This window comes from Halomonas sp. FeN2, from assembly GCF_020595105.1.
Classification (GTDB): Bacteria; Pseudomonadota; Gammaproteobacteria; order Pseudomonadales; family Halomonadaceae; genus Vreelandella; species Vreelandella neptunia.
Window position 1 is genome coordinate 3090491 of sequence record NZ_CP074200.1, and the last position, 18896, is coordinate 3109386.

The 18896-nt window shown below is 56.5% G+C and carries 17 protein-coding genes; all 17 read left to right on the forward strand.

Annotation, left to right across the window (positions count from 1 at the left end):
• The first annotated feature begins 2 nt into the window (after positions 1 to 2).
• Entirely contained in the window at positions 3 to 269 is a 267-nt protein-coding gene (locus KF947_RS14335) for a hypothetical protein (RefSeq protein ID WP_133730959.1), read from the forward strand.
• Between the two features lie 63 nt (positions 270 to 332).
• Positions 333 to 1082: a 30S ribosomal protein S2 gene (gene rpsB / locus KF947_RS14340; protein ID WP_133730958.1), complete on the forward strand. Its 750-nt coding sequence runs from the start codon at positions 333 to 335 to the stop codon at positions 1080 to 1082.
• Between the two features lie 228 nt (positions 1083 to 1310).
• On the forward strand, positions 1311 to 2180 hold the full coding sequence (gene tsf / locus KF947_RS14345; RefSeq protein WP_133730957.1) for a translation elongation factor Ts: 870 nt from the start codon (positions 1311 to 1313) through the stop codon (positions 2178 to 2180).
• A 176-nt stretch (positions 2181 to 2356) separates the two neighbouring features.
• On the forward strand, positions 2357 to 3130 hold the full coding sequence (gene pyrH / locus KF947_RS14350; protein WP_007111718.1) for a UMP kinase: 774 nt from the start codon (positions 2357 to 2359) through the stop codon (positions 3128 to 3130).
• A 4-nt stretch (positions 3131 to 3134) separates the two neighbouring features.
• Positions 3135 to 3692: a ribosome recycling factor gene (frr, locus tag KF947_RS14355; protein WP_009288629.1), complete on the forward strand. Its 558-nt coding sequence runs from the start codon at positions 3135 to 3137 to the stop codon at positions 3690 to 3692.
• A gap of 93 nt (positions 3693 to 3785) precedes the next feature.
• Positions 3786 to 4574: a polyprenyl diphosphate synthase gene (gene uppS, locus KF947_RS14360; protein WP_227404247.1), complete on the forward strand. Its 789-nt coding sequence runs from the start codon at positions 3786 to 3788 to the stop codon at positions 4572 to 4574.
• On the forward strand, positions 4567 to 5397 hold the full coding sequence (locus tag KF947_RS14365; RefSeq protein WP_227404248.1) for a phosphatidate cytidylyltransferase: 831 nt from the start codon (positions 4567 to 4569) through the stop codon (positions 5395 to 5397). The genes uppS and KF947_RS14365 overlap by 8 nt, the downstream gene beginning before the upstream one ends.
• A complete protein-coding gene (gene ispC / locus KF947_RS14370) occupies positions 5394 to 6593 on the forward strand; it encodes a 1-deoxy-D-xylulose-5-phosphate reductoisomerase (protein WP_133730953.1) in 1200 nt (399 codons plus the stop codon). Before KF947_RS14365 ends, ispC begins: the two co-directional genes overlap by 4 nt.
• A 46-nt stretch (positions 6594 to 6639) precedes the next feature.
• On the forward strand, positions 6640 to 7998 hold the full coding sequence (rseP, locus tag KF947_RS14375) for an RIP metalloprotease RseP (protein WP_133730952.1): 1359 nt from the start codon (positions 6640 to 6642) through the stop codon (positions 7996 to 7998).
• Positions 7999 to 8098: 100 nt separating this feature from the next.
• Positions 8099 to 10450 (forward strand): outer membrane protein assembly factor BamA, encoded by a 2352-nt coding sequence (gene bamA, locus KF947_RS14380; protein WP_413614106.1) that lies wholly within the window; start codon positions 8099 to 8101, stop codon positions 10448 to 10450.
• Positions 10451 to 10509: 59 nt separating this feature from the next.
• Positions 10510 to 11010: an OmpH family outer membrane protein gene (locus KF947_RS14385; protein WP_133731095.1), complete on the forward strand. Its 501-nt coding sequence runs from the start codon at positions 10510 to 10512 to the stop codon at positions 11008 to 11010.
• Positions 11011 to 11063: 53 nt separating this feature from the next.
• The gene (gene lpxD, locus KF947_RS14390) at positions 11064 to 12098 is read left to right on the forward strand and encodes a UDP-3-O-(3-hydroxymyristoyl)glucosamine N-acyltransferase (RefSeq protein ID WP_179915345.1); all 1035 of its coding nucleotides are present in this window, start codon (positions 11064 to 11066) and stop codon (positions 12096 to 12098) included.
• Positions 12099 to 12237: 139 nt separating this feature from the next.
• Positions 12238 to 12681 carry a 3-hydroxyacyl-ACP dehydratase FabZ gene (gene fabZ / locus KF947_RS14395; RefSeq protein WP_133730950.1) on the forward strand — a complete coding sequence of 148 codons (444 nt, stop codon included), beginning with the start codon at positions 12238 to 12240 and terminating at the stop codon, positions 12679 to 12681.
• Positions 12678 to 13445 carry an acyl-ACP--UDP-N-acetylglucosamine O-acyltransferase gene (lpxA, locus tag KF947_RS14400; protein ID WP_133730949.1) on the forward strand — a complete coding sequence of 256 codons (768 nt, stop codon included), beginning with the start codon at positions 12678 to 12680 and terminating at the stop codon, positions 13443 to 13445. The genes fabZ and lpxA overlap by 4 nt, the downstream gene beginning before the upstream one ends.
• A 17-nt stretch (positions 13446 to 13462) precedes the next feature.
• Positions 13463 to 14635, forward strand: coding sequence for a lipid-A-disaccharide synthase (gene lpxB, locus KF947_RS14405; RefSeq protein WP_227404249.1), 1173 nt, complete (start codon positions 13463 to 13465; stop codon positions 14633 to 14635).
• Positions 14625 to 15272: a ribonuclease HII gene (gene rnhB / locus KF947_RS14410; RefSeq protein ID WP_227404250.1), complete on the forward strand. Its 648-nt coding sequence runs from the start codon at positions 14625 to 14627 to the stop codon at positions 15270 to 15272. Before lpxB ends, rnhB begins: the two co-directional genes overlap by 11 nt.
• Positions 15273 to 15307: 35 nt before the next feature.
• The gene (gene dnaE / locus KF947_RS14415) at positions 15308 to 18820 is read left to right on the forward strand and encodes a DNA polymerase III subunit alpha (protein WP_227404251.1); all 3513 of its coding nucleotides are present in this window, start codon (positions 15308 to 15310) and stop codon (positions 18818 to 18820) included.
• Positions 18821 to 18896: the final 76 nt, after the last annotated feature.

The following is an 18896-nucleotide window of genomic DNA, read 5'->3' on the forward strand; positions in this document are numbered from 1 at the left end:
GAATGCTCGATATGAATGCAGAATGGAAAATTGAATGGCGCAATTTAAGACCGTCAAACGGGGTGCGACTTCATCTTGGCAATGATCTATGGTATAAAGCCGCGCGCTTTCCTGCAATCGTGATTCCGAGCTTCTTGGCTGGGAAGGACGCAGTAGGGCAGGGCGATGAATCCGCAGCGTGCTCGACATTCGGGCGCGATGCTTACTATCAAGCCTTAAAAACACACATGCACCGGCACATGGTCCCGGGTGCCGCTGGCAGCGTCTAACGTGGTCAACGGTCGGATCCATGGGGTGCGTGGAGGCCTAACCCGAGTTTTAGGAGTTCTATCATGTCTCACGTTAATATGCGTGACCTGCTGAAAGCAGGCGCTCACTTCGGTCACCAGACCAAGTACTGGAACCCGAAGATGAGCAAATTTATCTTCGGCGCGCGCAACAAGATTCACATCATCAACCTTGAGCACACCCTTCCGGCGCTGAACGAAGCGATCGATGTGGTCGAGAAGATGGCGGCATCCAACAACAAAATTTTGTTTGTTGGCACCAAGCGCAGCGCTAGCAAGGTAATTAAAGAAGAAGCCAATCGTGCTGGCCAGCACTTCGTCAACCATCGCTGGTTGGGCGGCATGTTGACTAACTTCAAGACCATCCGTCAGTCCATTAAGCGTCTGCGTGATCTTGAAACCATGCGCGAAGACGGCACCTTTGAGAAGCTGACCAAGAAAGAAGTTTTGGTAGCAACTCGCGAGCAGGAAAAGCTTGAGCGCTCTATCGGCGGTATCAAGAACATGGGCGGCCTACCGGACGCACTGTTCGTGATCGACGTTGACCACGAGCGCATCGCGATCAACGAAGCCAACAAACTGGGCATCCCGGTTATCGGCGTGGTGGATACTAACTCCAACCCCGATGGCGTTGACTACGTAATCCCCGGCAACGATGACTCTATCCGCGCTATCCAGATCTACGTAAAAGCGATTGCGGATGCGTGTGGCCGTGCCAAAGAAGCCAACGCTGAAGAGTTCGTTGAAGTGACCGAAGAGGCCGCTGCAGCTGAAGACAACACTGCCGCCGAGTAATCGCAGCAGTGGATGCGGCGAGCAGGTATGCCGCATCAAGATAAAGGGGGCTTTGCCCCCTTTTTCCCGCTACAGATGAACTGTCTGGGCGGACGAATTTGCCGGCACTCAATACCGGCCTCGCAATACAGAGAGACATAGGGCAGCGTGATACATGATGGTCATTTATCATGCCTATACTCTGTGTTGCGTCTAACTCTCATAGAACCATTTCAGAGGTGAATTCTCATGGCAGCTATCAGCGCCTCTCAGGTCAAGGAACTTCGCGAACGTACCGGTCTCGGCATGATGGAGTGTAAAAAAGCACTCACCGAAACCGACGGTGATATCGAAGTTGCGATTGAAAACCTGCGCAAAAGCTCCGGCCTAAAAGCGGCGAAGAAAGCCGATCGTATCGCCGCAGAAGGTGTAGTGGTTACGCGTGTAGCGGAAGATGGCAGCTACGGCGTAATGGTTGAAATCAACTCCGAGACCGACTTTGTTGCTCGTGATGACAACTTCATCGCGTTTGCCGACAAAATCGCTGCGGCTTTCTTTACTGCCAAAAGTGAAGATGTCGCTGCCGTTATGGCTGGCGAGCTGGAAACTGCTCGCGAGCAACTAGTTCAGAAAATCGGCGAGAACATCGGTGTACGTCGTGCCATCGTTGTAAACGCTGCTGACGGTGGTTTAGTAGGTGAATACGTCCACGGTGGCCGTATTGGCGTTCTGACCGTGCTAACTGGCGGTACTTCGCAAGTCGCGAAAGACGTCGCGATGCACGTTGCGGCGATAAACCCTGCGGTTGCGCACCCTGCCGATATGCCCCAAGAGCAGCTGGATCAGGAAAAAGCGATTATTCTGGCCCAGCCGGATATGGCTGGTAAGCCGGAGCAGATCGCTGAGAAAATGGTTCAGGGCCGCTTGAAAAAGTACCTGGCAGAAAACAGCCTGACCGAGCAGCCGTTTGTAAAAGATCCCAACCAGACGGTTGCTGAGTTCGTCAAAGCTGCTGGCGGCGAAGTGGTTGGCTTTACGCGCTTTGAAGTTGGCGAAGGTATCGAGAAAGAAGAAGTCGACTTCGCTAAAGAAGTTATGGAACAGGCTGGCCGTCGCTAAGGTCAGAGGTTTCAGAAAAAAGATGGCGTGCGCGTGAGCGCACGCCTTCGCGTATCCGGCCCCTGTATAATTAATGCTAGTATAATCGGCCCTAAGATAGCTGGTTTTATACACTGGTTTTATACCAAGGGGCTGACCCGCCTGCCTGTTTACAGGTCTGCCTCAGGAGAGATGCCATGTCGCGTGATGTTCAAGAACCTACCCCCCATGTAGCACCCAGCAAGGCTGAGGGTTCGAAGTCAAAATACAAACGTATTTTGCTCAAGCTTTCTGGCGAAGCGCTGATGGGTGAGCACGATTTTGGTATTGACCCTAAGGTGCTCGACCGCATGGCGCTGGAAATTGGCCAGCTCGTCGGCATCGGGGTGCAGGTGGGCATCGTGATTGGCGGTGGTAACTTGTTCCGTGGCGCGGCGCTCAATGAAGCTGGCATGGATCGTGTCACCGGTGACCACATGGGCATGCTGGCGACCGTAATGAATGCGCTGGCGATGCGTGATGCGTTAGAGCGCTCCAATATCCGCTCGCGCGTGATGTCTGCCATCCCGATGAGCGGCGTAGTAGAGCACTATGACCGGCGTACCGCCATTCGCTACTTAACCTCAGGGGACGTAGTGCTGTTTTCTGCAGGCACAGGCAATCCCTTCTTCACCACCGACTCTGCTGCCTGTTTGCGCGGTATTGAGGTAGACGCTGACGTCGTGATCAAAGCGACCAAAGTCGATGGCGTCTACAATAAAGACCCGGTAAAACATCCGGATGCGGTGAAGTACGACCAGCTCTCTTACGACGACGCCCTGGATCAGAAATTGGGCGTTATGGATTTGACCGCTATCTGCCTGGTACGTGACCATAATATGCCGGTGCGGGTATTTGATATGAATAAGCCTGGTGCCCTACTGAATATGGTCGTAGGGGGCAAGGAAGGCACGCTGATATACAGAGGGTAATGACGTGATCAACGATATTAAGAAAGATGCCGATTCGCGCATGCAAAAAAGCGTTGAGGCGCTGCATAGCAACTTCAATAAAATTCGTACCGGTCGTGCTCACCCGAGCATTTTAGACGCTGTTACCGTGGACTATTACGGCAGCCAGGTACCGCTTAGCCAAGTGGCATCGGTCAACGTTGAGGACGCCCGCACGCTGACGATTGCGCCGTGGGAGCAGGGCATGGTGCAGAAGATCGAAAAGGCCATCATGACCTCTGATCTTGGTTTGAACCCGGCCAGTGCCGGCAACGTGATCCGTGTGCCGATGCCGATGCTCACCGAAGAGACCCGCAAAGGGTATATCAAGCAGGCGCGTAGCGAAGCTGAAAACGCCCGCGTTGCCGTACGCAACGTGCGCCGCGATGCTAACGGTGATTTCAAATCATTGCTAAAAGATAAAGAGATCACCGAAGACGATCAGCGTGAAGGCGAAGATGCGATTCAAAAGCTGACCGATAAGTATATCGCTGAGATCGATAAAGCGCTGACTGCAAAAGAGCAGGATCTCATGCAGGTATAAATCTGTGCTTTATTCAGCCGCGGGCAGCTTTGGCTGCCCGTTTTGCCACACTCTGGCTGGTTTTTTTATGACTGACCTTTGGTGCGAGAATCCATGACGTCACCGCAGCTTCCTGAAAAACAGCCGGACGACGCCAGCGTGTCTTCTCTGGCAGGGGAGGCCCCGCCGTCTCACGTTGCCATCATTATGGACGGCAATAATCGCTGGGCGCGCGCGCGGGGGCTTTCGGGGGTGCGCGGGCACCGAGCCGGGGTGGAAACCGTCCGTGCGGTGATTCAGCGGGCCGCCGAGCGCGAGGTGCAAACCCTCAGCCTGTTTGCCTTCTCCAGTGAAAACTGGAAACGTCCGGCCGCAGAGGTCAACGCCTTGATGGAGCTGTTTTTGATGGCGCTTAAGCGTGAAGTCAAAAAGCTCAATGAGCGCAATGTGCGCCTCTCGATTATTGGTGAACAGCGGGGCTTTTCTCACGCCATCCAAAAGCATATTCAGCGTGCTGAAGCGTTAACCGCGGACAACACGGGTATGCATTTGGTGATTGCCGCCAACTATGGGGGGCAGTGGGATATCGCACGAGCGGCGCGCACTTTGGCCGAACAGGTGGCGGCAGGGGTGTTGTCACCTGCGGAAATCGATGAAACGTGCTTCGACGCTGCAATGGGGGTTGATGATGTGCCGCCGGTAGATCTGTGCATACGTACCAGTGGTGAGCAGCGGCTATCCAACTTTATGCTCTGGCAGTTGGCCTATGCCGAGCTGCATTTTTCCCCGTTGCTATGGCCGGATTTCGGTGCGGATGCGTTTGATGCGGCATTAAACGACTTCTGTCAGCGCCGTCGTCGCTTTGGCATGACGGACGAACAAATAGAGGCGCAGGGTGCTTAAACAGCGGATTATCACCGCAGCCTGGCTAGCACCCCTGGTGCTGGTTGGCCTGTTTGGTTTAGACGGCGGCGCTTTCGCGCTATTTACGGCGCTGATGGTGCTGCTTGCTACCTGGGAGTGGGCCAATCTGGCGGGCGTTACCGTTACGGCGCAGCGTGCCCAGCTAGTGGCCGTGATGGCGGCGCTGATGCTGATCATGTGGCTGACCGGGGCGGCCACATCGATATGGCCGCTGTGGCTCTCCGCCGTTGGCTGGCTGGTGAACCTCTACTGGGTAACCCGCTACCCTGCTGCAGGTGGCCAGTGGCAGGCCACGGGGCGGCGGTTGGCGATGGGCCTATGGGTGCTGTTGCCCTGCTGGGTGGGCTTTAACGTTCTGCGTGATGTTGGTATGGCTTGGCTTTTGTTTGTGCTGCTGTTGGTCTGGTGCGCGGATATTGGCGCCTACTTTGTGGGGCGTAATTGGGGTAAGCGTAAATTAGCTCCCCACGTAAGTCCTGGCAAATCATGGGAGGGCGTGTTCGGTGGCTTAGCCGCGACCACTATCCTGGCCATGCTCTTTGCACTTTGGTTGCCGCTGGGCCTGGCTGGCGCTATTGCTCTGATACTCATCACCGCCGTCGTCACCTTGGCCTCTGTGCTAGGGGATCTTCTGGAAAGCATGCTCAAGCGCCATCGCAATATCAAAGATTCGAGCCAGTTGCTCCCGGGTCACGGCGGGGTGCTGGATCGCATTGATAGTCTTACTGCGGCGATTCCGCTGTTCGCGCTGTTCTATGTGGAAGTCCTGGTTGAGGTGTTTGCTCGGGTGCCGCCACTATGAGTCAGCTCGCTAATAAGCAACGCGTGACCGTGCTTGGGTCTACAGGCTCTGTGGGCACCAGCACGCTGGATGTGATTAGTCGCCACCCCGACCGCTATTGTGTCCATGCCCTGACCGCGCACACCTCAAAAGAGGCTCTGCTAGCGCAGTGCCTGGCGCACCGCCCCGCGGTCGCCGTATTGGATGATGAAGCCGATGCCGCTTGGCTGCGCCAAGCGCTTCAGCGGGCTGGGCAGTCAACTGAAGTGAACGCAGGTTCGCAGGCGCTGTGTGACGTTGCCCGGGACGCCAGCGTCGACTGCGTCATGGCGGCCATTGTAGGATCGGCAGGTTTGCTGCCGGCGCTAGCCGCCGCGGAGGCAGGCAAGCGTGTGCTACTGGCCAATAAAGAGGCGCTGGTGATGAGCGGCGCGTTGTTTATGGAAGCCGTTTCGCGCTCTGGCGCAACATTACTGCCGATTGATTCCGAACATAATGCCATTTACCAGTGTCTACCTGCGGAGCATCGTGGCGGGCTTGCCAAGCACGGCGTTCGTCAGCTGCTGCTAACCGCCTCGGGAGGGCCGTTTCGTACCTGGAGCCAGGCCGACATCAACAATGTCACCCCCGAACAGGCCTGCGCTCACCCGAACTGGTCGATGGGGCGTAAGATATCAGTGGATAGCGCCACGCTGATGAATAAAGGGTTAGAGCTTATTGAAGCCTGCTGGCTATTTGATGCCACGCCCGAACAAATCCAGGTGGTGGTGCACCCGCAAAGCGTGATTCACTCCATGGCGGCGTATCAAGATGGTTCGGTGATTGCACAGTTGGGTAATCCCGATATGCGCATCCCCATCGCCTACGGGTTAGCGTGGCCGGAGCGAATTGACGCCGGGGTCGAAACATTGGATCTTTTTCAGGTGGCGCGGCTTGATTTTGAAGCCCCCGATGAAACTCGCTTCCCCTGTTTAGGGCTTGCCCGTGAAGCGATGCGGCAAGGTGGCATGGCACCCGTTGTACTCAACGCTGCCAATGAAGTGGCGGTTGAGGCATTCCTCCAGCGTCGGATCGGCTTTACAGCCATTGGGCAACTGGTCGCCGACGTCTTGTCGCGTCCCTACCAAGGCCATGTTGATAGCCTTGATAGCGTATTAGCAACGGATCAATGGGCACGGCAGCAGGCGTTGGAACTGGTAACAAGGTGGTCCGCTTAAGCATTCGCTGGGCTGGTCGTTAGAGCGGGGCATTAAGGAGTTCAGTGTGGGCCTGATACAGAATATTTTAGCGGTCATTGTGGTGCTGGGCCTGTTAGTGACCTTCCACGAGTTTGGTCATTTTTGGGTGGCGAGACGCTGTGGAGTCAAAGTGCTGCGTTTTTCGGTAGGCTTTGGTAAACCGCTATGGTCGCGGGTTGACCGCCACGGCACCGAGTTCGCAATAGCCGCCATCCCGCTGGGTGGCTATGTCAAAATGCTCGATGAACGTGAGGCACCGGTTCCGGAAGAGCAGCTTGACCAAGCATTTAACCGCAAGACCGTGTGGCAGCGCATTGCGATTGTGGCGGCAGGGCCTATCGCCAACTTCTTATTAGCGATCGTGGCTTACTGGGCTCTGTTCGTGGCGGGCACAACGGTGGTATCACCGATGGTCGGCAGCGTTGCGCCTGACTCGCCCGCCGCCGAAGCAGGGCTTGCCAATGGCGATGAGATTGTCGCTATCCAGGGCGACGAGATGCGCTCTTGGGAAGATGTTAACCTCAAGCTGGTGTCGATTATTGGCTTCAGCGGTGAGTTGGATATCGACGCCCGCCCTGAAGGCGCGAGTGATCCACAGCGCTTTGGGTTGTCGGTGGCTGATTATTTGGTTCGCCAAGATCCGCCACAGCCGTTGCAAACACTGGGCATTACCCCATGGCAGCCGGAATTTCCGGCTGTTTTAGGCCAGGTCGTGAGCGGGGAGGCCGCCGAACAGGCAGGTCTAGAAGCTGGCGATAGGATGGTGGCGGTTAATGGTGAACCAGTAGATGATTGGATGCACTTCGTTAATATGGTGCGAGGTAGTCCAGGTGAAACGCTGCAGCTCACCTATGAACGTAATGGCGAGCAGTCGAGTGTTGATTTAACCCCCGGGCGTAACCGCTTGGACACTGGGGTTGAAATTGGTTATATCGGTGCAGGCGCCGAGCAGGTCGAGTGGCCAGCAGAGTTCCAGCGTGAAATCCGTTACGGCCCTATTGAAGCGGTAGGCCAGGCTGTTTCGCGCACTGGAGCGATGACGCTCTTGACCTTAGATGCCATACGCAAAATGTTTGTAGGGCTGATCTCGCCTTCCAATTTGTCCGGGCCAATCACCATTGCGCAGGTCTCAGGTGATTCAGCTCGTGCGGGGATGGAAGCGTTTATTGGCTTTCTAGCGTATCTTTCTATCAGCCTTGGGGTATTAAACTTACTACCTATCCCGGTGCTCGATGGTGGCCACTTGCTCTATTACTTTATGGAGGTCGTGCGTGGACGGCCAGTATCTGAAAAAACCCAAGCCGTAGGATTGCGCATAGGGCTTGCCATGGTCGGCACCCTGATGTTGATGGCCCTCTATTTTGATCTGATGCGCCTGTGGTAATGACGCGTGTAGCGCGCAGGATGCCTTGTCATCTGCCTGCACAAATGTATATGGTGCCTTTCTGGAATGATAGGCAGACCAACGCGAGCGAATTGACTGCATGAAAATCAAGACCCTTGGAATGGCGGCACTCTTGCTGGCAGGCGCCAGCGGCGCCCAAGCACAATCCTTTGATGTTTCAGACATTCGAGTGGAAGGACTGCAGCGGGTATCCGCCGCCTCGGTCTTCAATGCATTTCCGGTGAGCGCCAATGAGCGTGTCAGCGAGGCGCAGTTGGCCTCCGCGGCCCGTGAACTATTTGCCACAGGGCTCTTTGACGACGTCTCCCTGGCACGCGAGGGTGATGTACTGGTTATTCAGGTCGTCGAGCGCCCGACCATTGCGCGGCTACAGATCAGTGGCAACGATCAGATCTCCGAAGAAGATTTGCGCAATGGTTTGCGTGAATCAGGACTCTCGGAAGGCCAGGTACTGGAGCTTTCCACGCTGGAAGAGATTCAGCGTGAACTGGAAGGTGTTTACCAGTCACAGGGCCGCTACAGCGCCAGCATCGATACCGAAGTTGAAGAGGTGGATGAGGGGCGGGTACAGGTCAATATCAATATCAATGAAGGCGAAGTCGCTAAGATTCGTCAAATCAACATCGTTGGTAATGAAGCTTTTGATGACGAAACGCTGCGCGAGGTGTTTGAGCTCAATGATCGGCCAGGACGCCTTTTCGGCTGGTTCTCAAGCGACGAGTACTCCCGTGAAGCGCTTGCCGGTGATATTGAGCGGCTACGTTCGTTCTACCTCGATCGCGGCTACGTCAACTTCGATGTCACCTCGACCCAGGTGTCGATTGGCCCGGAAAAATCCGAAATCTTTATCACCCTCAACGTCGATGAAGGCGCCCAGTACCGGGTAGGTGATATTCGTTTCGCGGGTGACCTACAGATCAGCGAGAACGAAGCTCGCCAGCTGCTCACCGTTAAAGAGGGTGAGATTTTCTCCCGCGGCGATGTGAATGCCTCCACCGAAGCCTTGCGCCAGCGTTTGGGTGCCGAAGGCTTCGCATTTGCTGATATTCAAGGCGTGCCTGAAATGGCAGAGGACGGGGAAACGGTCGATCTGGTGATTGCCGTCAATCCCGGTGAACGTGCCTACGTTCGCCGTATCGAGTTCTACGGTAATACCACTACCCAGGATGAAGTGCTGCGACGTGAAATGATTCAGTTGGAGGGCGCACCCGCTTCCACCGACGCCATTACGCAATCGCGTCAGCGTCTTGAACGCCTGGGCTTCTTTAGCCAAGTAGAGGTGGATACTCAGCCTGTGCCCGGTGAGCCGGATTTGCTCGACGTTACTTATACTGTCGAAGAGCAGCCTTCAGGCTCGGTCTCGGCAAGCGTTGGTTTCTCCCAGAGTGCCGGGGTTATTTACGGGGTAGGGCTGTCGCAGAATAACTTCCTGGGTACGGGCAATCGCGTCAACGTAGGTGCTCAGCGCAGCGACACTTTCACCAGCGTTAACTTTGGCTTCACAGATCCTTACTGGACCTTGGATGGTATTTCCCGCGGCTATAACCTGTTCTACCGCGAAACCGACTATGCCGATTCGGATATTTCGACGTTCTCGACAGATGCCTACGGTGCAGGGATTAACTTTGGTTATCCCGTCAGTGAGCTGTCGCGGCTTAACTTTGGGGCCAGCGTTGAAGACCTAACGGTGAAAACCTACTTCGACACGGCCTCAGAAATTCGTCGCTACGTGGAAGATCAGGGCGAAGATGCGCAAAGCCTGAAGCTGACCGCCAGCTGGACACGCAATAATCTTAACCGCGGTATTATGCCTACCGATGGCAGCTATCAGCGCCTGTCGCTGGAAACCGGCGTGCCGGGCAGTGATTCGGAGTACTACAAGCTGCGCGCGCGAGCTCAACAGCTCTTCCCGATTAACGATGACGAGTCCTGGGCGTTCAAATTTACCGGCAACGTCGGCTATGCCGATACGCTGGGCGGCAACGATCCTTACCCCTTCTATGAAAACTTCTACGCCGGCGGTCTAGGCTCGGTACGTGGCTTCACCTCGAATACGCTTGGGCAGCGCACCACGCCAGCAACAGAAGGCGGCCGTGACCGCACCCTGGGCGGTAACGTTTCAGTAGAAGGTAGCGCCGAGATCATTTTCCCGCTGCCCTTTGTTGAAGATCAGCGTGCGCTGCAAACATCGCTATTCCTGGATGGCGGTAATACCTTCCTGACCTCTTGCTACGATGTGCTTGCAGAAGACGCAGGTCGTCAGCAGTGCAACTCCGGCGTTGATCTAGGCGATTTGCGCTACAGTGCCGGTATCGGCCTTTCTTGGCTAACGCCGGTGGGGCCGCTGACCTTCAGCGTTGCCGAACCATTGAACGATGAGAGCGGTGACGATACCCAATTCTTCCAGTTCTCACTCGGCCAATCGTTCTAATTTTGCTAGACCGCGTGCCATGGCGGCGCGCGGCTGGCGTGACCTAAGGAGATAACATGATGCGTAGACTAACAGCGGTGGTATGCCTGTTGGGCGCGATGATTTTGCCCGCTCATGCGGCAGAAGTAGCGGTATTAGACTGGCGAGCAGCATTGATGAATACCCAGTCGGCACAGGCCTCAATGAGTACTCTGGAAGGGCAGATCGGCAATCAGCAGCGTGAAGCACAGAACCTGGGTAATGAGCTACAGCAATTACAGCAGCGTTTGCAGAACGAAGGCGAAACCATGGCCCAGTCTCAGCGTGAGTCGCTGATTAGCGAACTACAAGAGAAGGGCAGTCGTTTTGAGCAGCTTCGCCGGGAAGTCATGCAGGCCCAGCAGAGCTCTGAGCAGCAGTTTTTAGAAAGCGCTGAACCGAAGTTGGAGCAAGCCGTCGCACAGGTACTGGAACGCCACGGTATTGATGTACTGGTTGAGCCCCAGGGCGTACTGCACTCAGGTGTGGATCTGCCCAATGTGACCGACGAAGTCACGCAGATTTTTGATACCCTGAACTAAATTTAAACGATGATTGGTGTGGCTTGACCACACCAAAGCTTCCCTGGGCTCCCATGACGCACGCTTCTCATCACCTAACCCTCGCAGACATTGCGCGCCAATTGGACATTGCCGTTAGCGGCAACGCCCAGCAGCCGATACGTGGCTTGGCGACGTTAAAAGAAGCGCAGCCGGATCAAGTGGCTTTTCTGGCCAATCGCGCCTATCTGAAAGATCTGGCGACGACCAAGGCGGCCGCTGTATTACTGCACCCTGAGCACGGTAAACACTGCCCGGTAGCGCGTCTGGAAATTGATAATCCTTACCTAGGCTATGCCAAGCTATCGCAGCTGTTTGACCCATTGCCCGCCCGCGATATTGTTGGTATTCACCCTACCGCAGTCGTAGCGGAAGATGCTCAGATAGGCGCCGATGTCTGTATTCAGGCTCACGCTGTGATTGAAGCGGGTGTGGTGCTGGGCGACCGCGTAGCGATTGGAGCAGGGAGCGTGGTTGGGGCCGACAGCATTATCGGCGAAGCAACACGACTGCATGCCAATGTCACGGTGTGTCATGGTGTGGTGGTAGGTAAGCGAGTCATCCTGCAAAGTGGTTGTGTTATCGGCGGTGACGGATTTGGTTTCGCCCACGACGGTGCTGGCTGGCATAAAATTGCCCAGCTGGGAGGCGTTGTGCTGGGCGATGACGTTGAGGTGGGCAGTTGCTCCAGCATCGATCGGGGCGCACTGGGTGATACGGTGATTGGTGATGACGTCAAAATCGATAGTCAGGTACAAATTGCTCATAACGTCATCATTGGCGATCACAGCGCCTTAGCGGGCTGTGTGGGCATTGCCGGCTCTACCAAGGTCGGTAAACACTGCATGCTGGGTGGCGGCGTTGGTTTGTCCGGCCATCTAACGATTTGCGATGGCGTTCAGGTGACGGGAATGAGCTTGGTGACAAACTCAATCCATGAACCCGGGGTCTACTCCTCAGGTACCGGCGCTATGGCCAATACCCAGTGGCGTAAAAACGCGGTGCGTTTTAAACAGCTCGATGATATCGCTAAGCGCCTAGCAAGATTGGAAAAAAAACAGCGTGATTGATTTATGCTGAATGAAATTTACCTGCCACTGACTTGAGGCTGAATAGCAGCAGGTTATAATCCACTGCTTTTTGGCCAGCAGGGGTGCTGGTATTTGCCTGAGAGTCATTAGGCGTTTTGTTATTTTAGAGGTCGCTACGATGGTTATGGATATCAATGAAATTCGCGAGTACTTGCCCCACCGCTACCCTTTTTTGCTGGTGGATCGAGTAACGGAACTAGCCATCGGTGAATCCATCGTTGCGTACAAGAATGTCAGCATCAACGAGCCGTTTTTCAACGGCCATTTTCCGCATCACCCGATTATGCCTGGCGTGCTGGTGATTGAAGCACTGGCCCAAGTTTGCGGTATTCTCGGCTTTAAAACGGTCAATAAACTGCCCGCCGATGGCTATGTATACTACCTGGTAGGCAGTGACAAGGTGCGCTTTAAGCGCCCGGTAATGCCGGGTGACAAGCTCACCTTAGAGGCCGACGTGATTAAAGGTAAACGCGGTATTTGGAAATTTGCATGCCGTGCCTCGGTTGACGGTGAGCTGGCCTGCGAAGCGGAAATTATTTGTGCCGAGAGGAAGGTGGCTTGATACATCCTACTGCACTGGTCGACCCGACGGCGCGCCTTGCCGACGACGTTGAGGTAGGCCCTTTTAGCATTATCGGCCCCGGCGTCACGATCGGCGCGGGCTCGGTAATTGGCCCCCATGTGGTGGTTAAAGGCCCCACCACGCTGGGTGAGCGCACGCGTATCTTTCAGTTCGCCTCGGTAGGCGAAGACTGTCAGGACAAAAAGTACGCAGGTGAGCCCACTCGGTTAGTGATGGGGGACGATAATGTAATTCGCGAAGGCGCCACGATTCACCGAGGCACCGTTCAGGATCGCAGCGAGACCACCGTTGGTTCGCGCAACCTGTTTATGGCCTATGTACATGTGGGCCATGACTGCGTGATTGGTAACGACTGCATTTTAGCCAATCAGGTTACCTTGGCAGGGCACGTCACCGTCGGTGATCATGCCATTCTGGGTGGTTTGGCCGCAGTGCACCAGTTCTGTCATTTTGGCGATCACGCCATGGCCGGTGGTGGCTCGATTATCACCAAGGACACGCCTGCCTATATCATGATTAACGGCAACCCTGCCGAAGCGCGTGGCCTCAACCTGGTGGGGTTAAAGCGACGAGGTTTTAGCCGCGAAGCGATTAATGCCTTAACCGCCGCCTATAAAATGGTCTATCGCCAAGGGCTGACCACTGAGCAAGCGCTTGCCGAAATGCGCAGCCGCTTTGAGCTACCCGAAGTCGAGCACTTTGCCGCCTCCATTGAGCGTTCTACCCGCGGAATCACCCGTTAACCCATGCTAATCATTTTATGACCCTGCAACGTGTCTATCTCGTGGCTGGGGAGCTCTCCGGCGATATCCTCGGCGCTGGGCTGATGCGCGAACTTAAAGCACGCCACCCTGGCGTCGAGTTTCGTGGTATCGGCGGGCCACGGATGCAGGCGGAAGGCATGGAGAGCCGCTTCCCTTTAGAGACCCTCGCGGTAATGGGGCTGGTTGAGGTGCTTAAGCACCTCCCCGAGCTGATCCGTGTACGGCGCACCCTAAAAGCCGAAGCGCTGGCCTGGCAGCCGGATATTATGCTCGGCATCGATGCGCCTGACTTCAATTTAGGCCTGGAACGCCAGCTCCGTGAAGCGGGCATTACCACCGCCCACTACGTAAGCCCTTCCGTATGGGCGTGGCGCCAGGGGCGGGTAAAAGGCATCGCTAAATCGGTAGACGGCATGCTAACACTGCTCCCTTTTGAAGCCGCCTTCTATCGCGAACACCGTGTCCCCGTCGCCTTTGTGGGTCACCCCTTGGCTGACGAAATGCCGCTGGAAAATGACCGTGCTGCGACCCGCCAAGCGCTGGAGCTGGCGCCTGATAGCCAGGTGTTAGCGCTGTTGCCCGGTTCCCGGGCCAATGAAATTCGCTTTTTGGGTGATGCTTTTCTCAACGCGGCCGAACAGCTCTGCCAGCGCCACCCCGCGCTGCAGGTGGTGATTCCAGCGGCCACCGCTGATCGCCGCCGGGAAATTAGCGCACTGCTTGCCAACTACCCGCTACTGGCGGAGCGGATTACGCTGCTGGATGGTCAGGCCCGTGAGGCGATGGTGGCGAGCGATGTGGTACTGCTGGCCTCAGGCACCGCCGCGCTGGAAGCCATGCTGTGCCACCGCACCATGCTAGTAGCCTACAAAATGGCCCCAGCCACCCACTGGCTGGCTAAACGAATGGTGAAAACCCAGTGGGTATCGCTGCCCAATTTGATTGCCCAGGAAACGCTGGTGCCCGAACTCATTCAAGACGCTGCCTCGCCGGAGGCGATTGCCGACCAGCTCAGCGCCATGCTGGCGGACGAAGATAGCCGCCACGCCCTGGAAGCGCGCTTTGCCCAGATGCACGCCACCCTCCAGCGCAACGCCAGCCGTCGCGCGGCCGAGGCAGTAAGCCTGTTGATCGCGGGGCAGCCGCTGGAGAGTGTTGATGGCCATTAAAGATAGGGTGACAGCGCACTGGTTGATCGAGCACAAGGATTTTCCACTATTAGATATTTCTTACAGCGGCGAGCGGCTGGCGGGGGTCGATGAAGTAGGCCGAGGGCCACTGATCGGTAGCGTGGTGGCCGCGGCGGTTATTCTCGACCCCGCGCAGCCGATTGACGGTCTTACTGACTCTAAAAAGTTGACGGCGCGCAGGCGTGAAGCGCTTGATACACAAATTCGCGAGCGGGCGCTGGCCTTTGCTGTGGCAGAAGCCAGCGCAGCGGAAGTGGATGCGCTGAATATTTACCACGCCACCCACTTGGCCATGCGTCGCGCCATTGATGCGCTGGCACCGTCGGCGGAATATCTACTCGTGGATGGCAACAAATTACCTGGCCATCGGCTGCCCGGCCAGGCCGTGGTGAAGGGCGATTCACGCCACTGTGCCATTGCCGCGGCGTCGATTTTGGCCAAGGTCGCTCGTGACGCGCAGATGGTCGCCTTGGATGAGTGCTATCCTGAGTATGGTTTTGCGCGCCATAAAGGCTACCCGACAAAAGAGCACCTGACGGCGCTTGCAGCTCACGGGCCACTGGCCGAACATCGTCGTAGCTTCGCGCCTGTGCAACGCCAGTTGGCGCTGCTTTAACTTTTATCTTCACCTAGCGTTTTGCTGAGAGTCCCATGACGGTTCCGTTCGTTCATTTACGTTTGCACAGTGAATACTCCCTGGTCGATGGCTTAGTGAAGCTAAAGTCGCTGGTCAGCACCACGGCTGAACGGGCGATGCCAGCGCTGGCCTTGACCGATGAAACCAACCTGTTCGGCCTGGTGAAGTTCTACAAAGCCGCCCAAGGCGCGGGGCTGAAGCCGATTATTGGCAGCGACTTGTGGCTCCAGAATCCCCATGACGAGTCCCACCCTTACCGGCTAACGCTGCTGGCGATGAACGATGTGGGCTATCGCAACCTGACTGAGTTGATCTCGAAAGGTTGGACGCATGGTCAACGTCAGGGGCGCGCCATTCTCGATAAACAGTGGGTGCTGGAGCAGAGCGAAGGCTTGATTGCGCTCTCCGGCGCCCGGGAGGGCGAGATTGGCCGCCACCTGCTATCTGATCACGAACAGGATGCCCGGGTGCTGCTCGAAGAGTGGCAGGCGGCATTTCCTGAGCGCTTTTATCTAGAGCTGATTCGCACCGGGCGCCCGCTGGAAGAGGCCTGCGTTCACGCCAGCGTCAAGCTGGCCATTGAAACAGGCACGCCAGTGGTGGCGACCAATGACGTTCGTTTTCTTGAGCGCGAAGATTATTGGGCACATGAAACCCGCGTCGCCATCGGTGAAGGTAAAGCGCTGGACGACCCGCGCCGGGAACGCCGCTATACCGAAGAGCAGTACTTAAAAAGCCCCGACGAGATGGCGGCACTGTTTGCCGATATCCCCGAAGCGCTGGAAAACAGCGTGATGATTGCCGAGCGCTGCAGCGTGGATGTGCGCCTGGGCGAGATTTTCCTGCCCGAGTTCGGCATTCCCGAAGGCATGACCCAGGATGAGTTCTTCCGCAAGGTCTCCCATGATGGTTTAACCGAGCGGTTGGATTTTCTGTTTCCCGCTGAACGCTATCCTCGTGACAGCGAAGAGTACCAGGCGATCGACCAGCGCTACCGCGACCGGTTGGAGTTCGAGCTCAACGTTATTATCCAGATGGGCTTCCCAGGCTACTTCCTGATCGTGATGGACTTTATCCAGTGGGCCAAGGACAACAGCGTGCCGGTAGGCCCGGGGCGTGGTTCCGGTGCTGGTTCGCTGGTGGCCTACGCGCAAAAGATTACCGATCTGGATCCGATTGGCTACGACCTGCTGTTCGAGCGCTTTCTTAACCCTGAGCGTGTCTCCATGCCCGACTTTGACGTCGACTTCTGCATGGAAAAACGCGACAAGGTAATCGAGTACGTGGCCGAGCGCTACGGGCGCAACGCGGTTTCTCAGATTGTCACCTTTGGCACCATGGCGGCGAAGGCCGTGGTACGCGACGTGGCCCGTGCTCAAGGGCGTCCCTACTCGCTGGGGGATAAGCTCTCCAAGCTGATTCCCTTTGAAGTGGGCATGACCCTGTCCAAGGCGATTGAGCAGGAGCCCGCGCTCAAAGAGTTTATCGGCAACGATGAAGAGGCCGAAGAGATTTGGGAGATGGCGCTCAAGCTTGAGGGCACCACCCGGGGCACCGGCAAGCACGCCGGTGGCGTGGTCATCGCCCCCACCAAACTGACCGATTTCTCACCGCTGCTCTGCGATGAAGATGGCTCCGGCTTGGTGGTACAGTTCGATAAAAACGATATTGAAGAGGCGGGGCTGGTCAAGTTCGACTTTCTGGGCCTGCGGACGCTGACGATTATCGACTGGGCGCTGGAGATGGTCGATAAGGTGCGCAGCGTTAACGGCCAGGATCCGCTCAACATCGACAGCATCCCGCTGGACGATGCGCCCACCTTCGAGATGCTCAAGCGCGCCGAAACCACGGCGGTGTTCCAGCTTGAGTCCCGCGGCATGAAGGAGCTGATCAAGCGCCTGTTGCCCGACTCCCTGGACGACATGATCGCCCTGGTGGCACTGTTCCGCCCCGGCCCACTGCAGTCGGGCATGGTCGACGACTTTATCAACCGTAAGCACGGCCGGGCTGAAGTCTCTTATCCACACCCGGATTACCAGCACGAGCTGTTGAAACCTGTCTTGGCGCCCACCTACGGCATCATTCTCTACCAAGAGCAGGTCATGCAGATCGCGCAGGTCATGGCAGGCTACAGCCTCGGCCAGGCCGATATGCTGCGCCGTGCGATGGGTAAGAAAAAGCCTGAAGAGATGGCCAAGCAGCGCGATGGCTTTATGGAGGGCTGTGCCGCCAACGGTATCGATAAAGACCTGGCCGGTAATATCTTTGACCTGGTAGAGAAATTCGCCGGTTACGGCTTTAACAAGTCGCACTCGGCTGCCTACGCGCTGGTCTCTTACCAAACCGCGTGGCTGAAAGCCCACTATCCGGGGCCCTTTATGGCCGCGGTGATGTCCACGGAAATGGACAACCTGGATAAAGTGGTACCGCTGATCGAGGAGTGTCGCAACCTCCGGCTCACCGTTACCCCCCCGAACGTCAACGTTGGTGGCTACAAGTTCACCGTCGATACCGATGCACGTGTGGTCTACGGGCTAGGCGCCATTCGCGGCGTCGGCGAAGGCCCCATTGGCGCCATTGTCGAAGCCCGTGAGGCAGATGGCCCTTTCAAAGATATCTTTGATTTCTGTCGCCGCATTGATCCCAAACGGATGAATAAACGCACCCTGGAGGCGCTGATTCGCTCCGGTGCGCTGGATACTTTAGGCCCAAATCGTGCGGTACTGTTCGCAGCGATGGAGGACGCACTAAAAGCCGCTGCCCAAAACCACGCCAATCAGAATCTGGGCATGCTGGATATGTTTGGTGATGCGTTCGCCGCGGCCGATGAAAGTGACGGTGACAGCAACGTTTACGCCGAATACATCAACGCCCGTGAGTGGACTGATCGTGAGCGGCTCTCAGGGGAGAAAGATACCCTGGGGCTTTACCTGACGGGGCACCCCATCGATGAGTACGAACGGGAGTTAAAGCGCTTTGTCTCCACGCGGATCAGCGATTTAAAGCCTTCTCGCGACCCCCAGCGCGTTGCTGGGTTAGTGGTCGGCGTGCGCACCATGAAGTCCAAACGTGGTGATACCATGGCGTTTATCACCCTGGATGACCGCACCGGGCGTATTGAAGCTTCGCTGTTTGGGGAGCTATTCGAGCAGTTGCGCGGTCAGATTGAGGCTGATCAGGTACTCATCGTTGAGGGCGAGGTCTCCAGCGACGAATACTCTGGTGGCCTGCGCCTACGCGGTAAAGATGTTACACCGATGGTGACGGCGCGCATTCGCTACGGCCAAGCCGTGGAACTGGCACTGGACGCGGGGCAGATCAATGGCCGCTTAATTGAAACCCTGCGCGACAGCCTGACGCCGTATCGCGATCAAGAGGGTTTGCCGGTGCGCCTGCAGTACCGTCACCCAGCGGCAGTGGCTTGGCTGGAACTCGCCGATGAGTGGAAAGTCGCACCGAGCGACGACTTACTGCTGGCGCTGCAGGATGTTCAGGGCCAGACAGGCGTACAGCTACGCTATCGATAGCTGACAATGCGCCACTAAACTCTCGGGAGAGGGCAGGTTGAAGCGAGGGTCTTTCGGCCATGGCCGGAAAATGTTC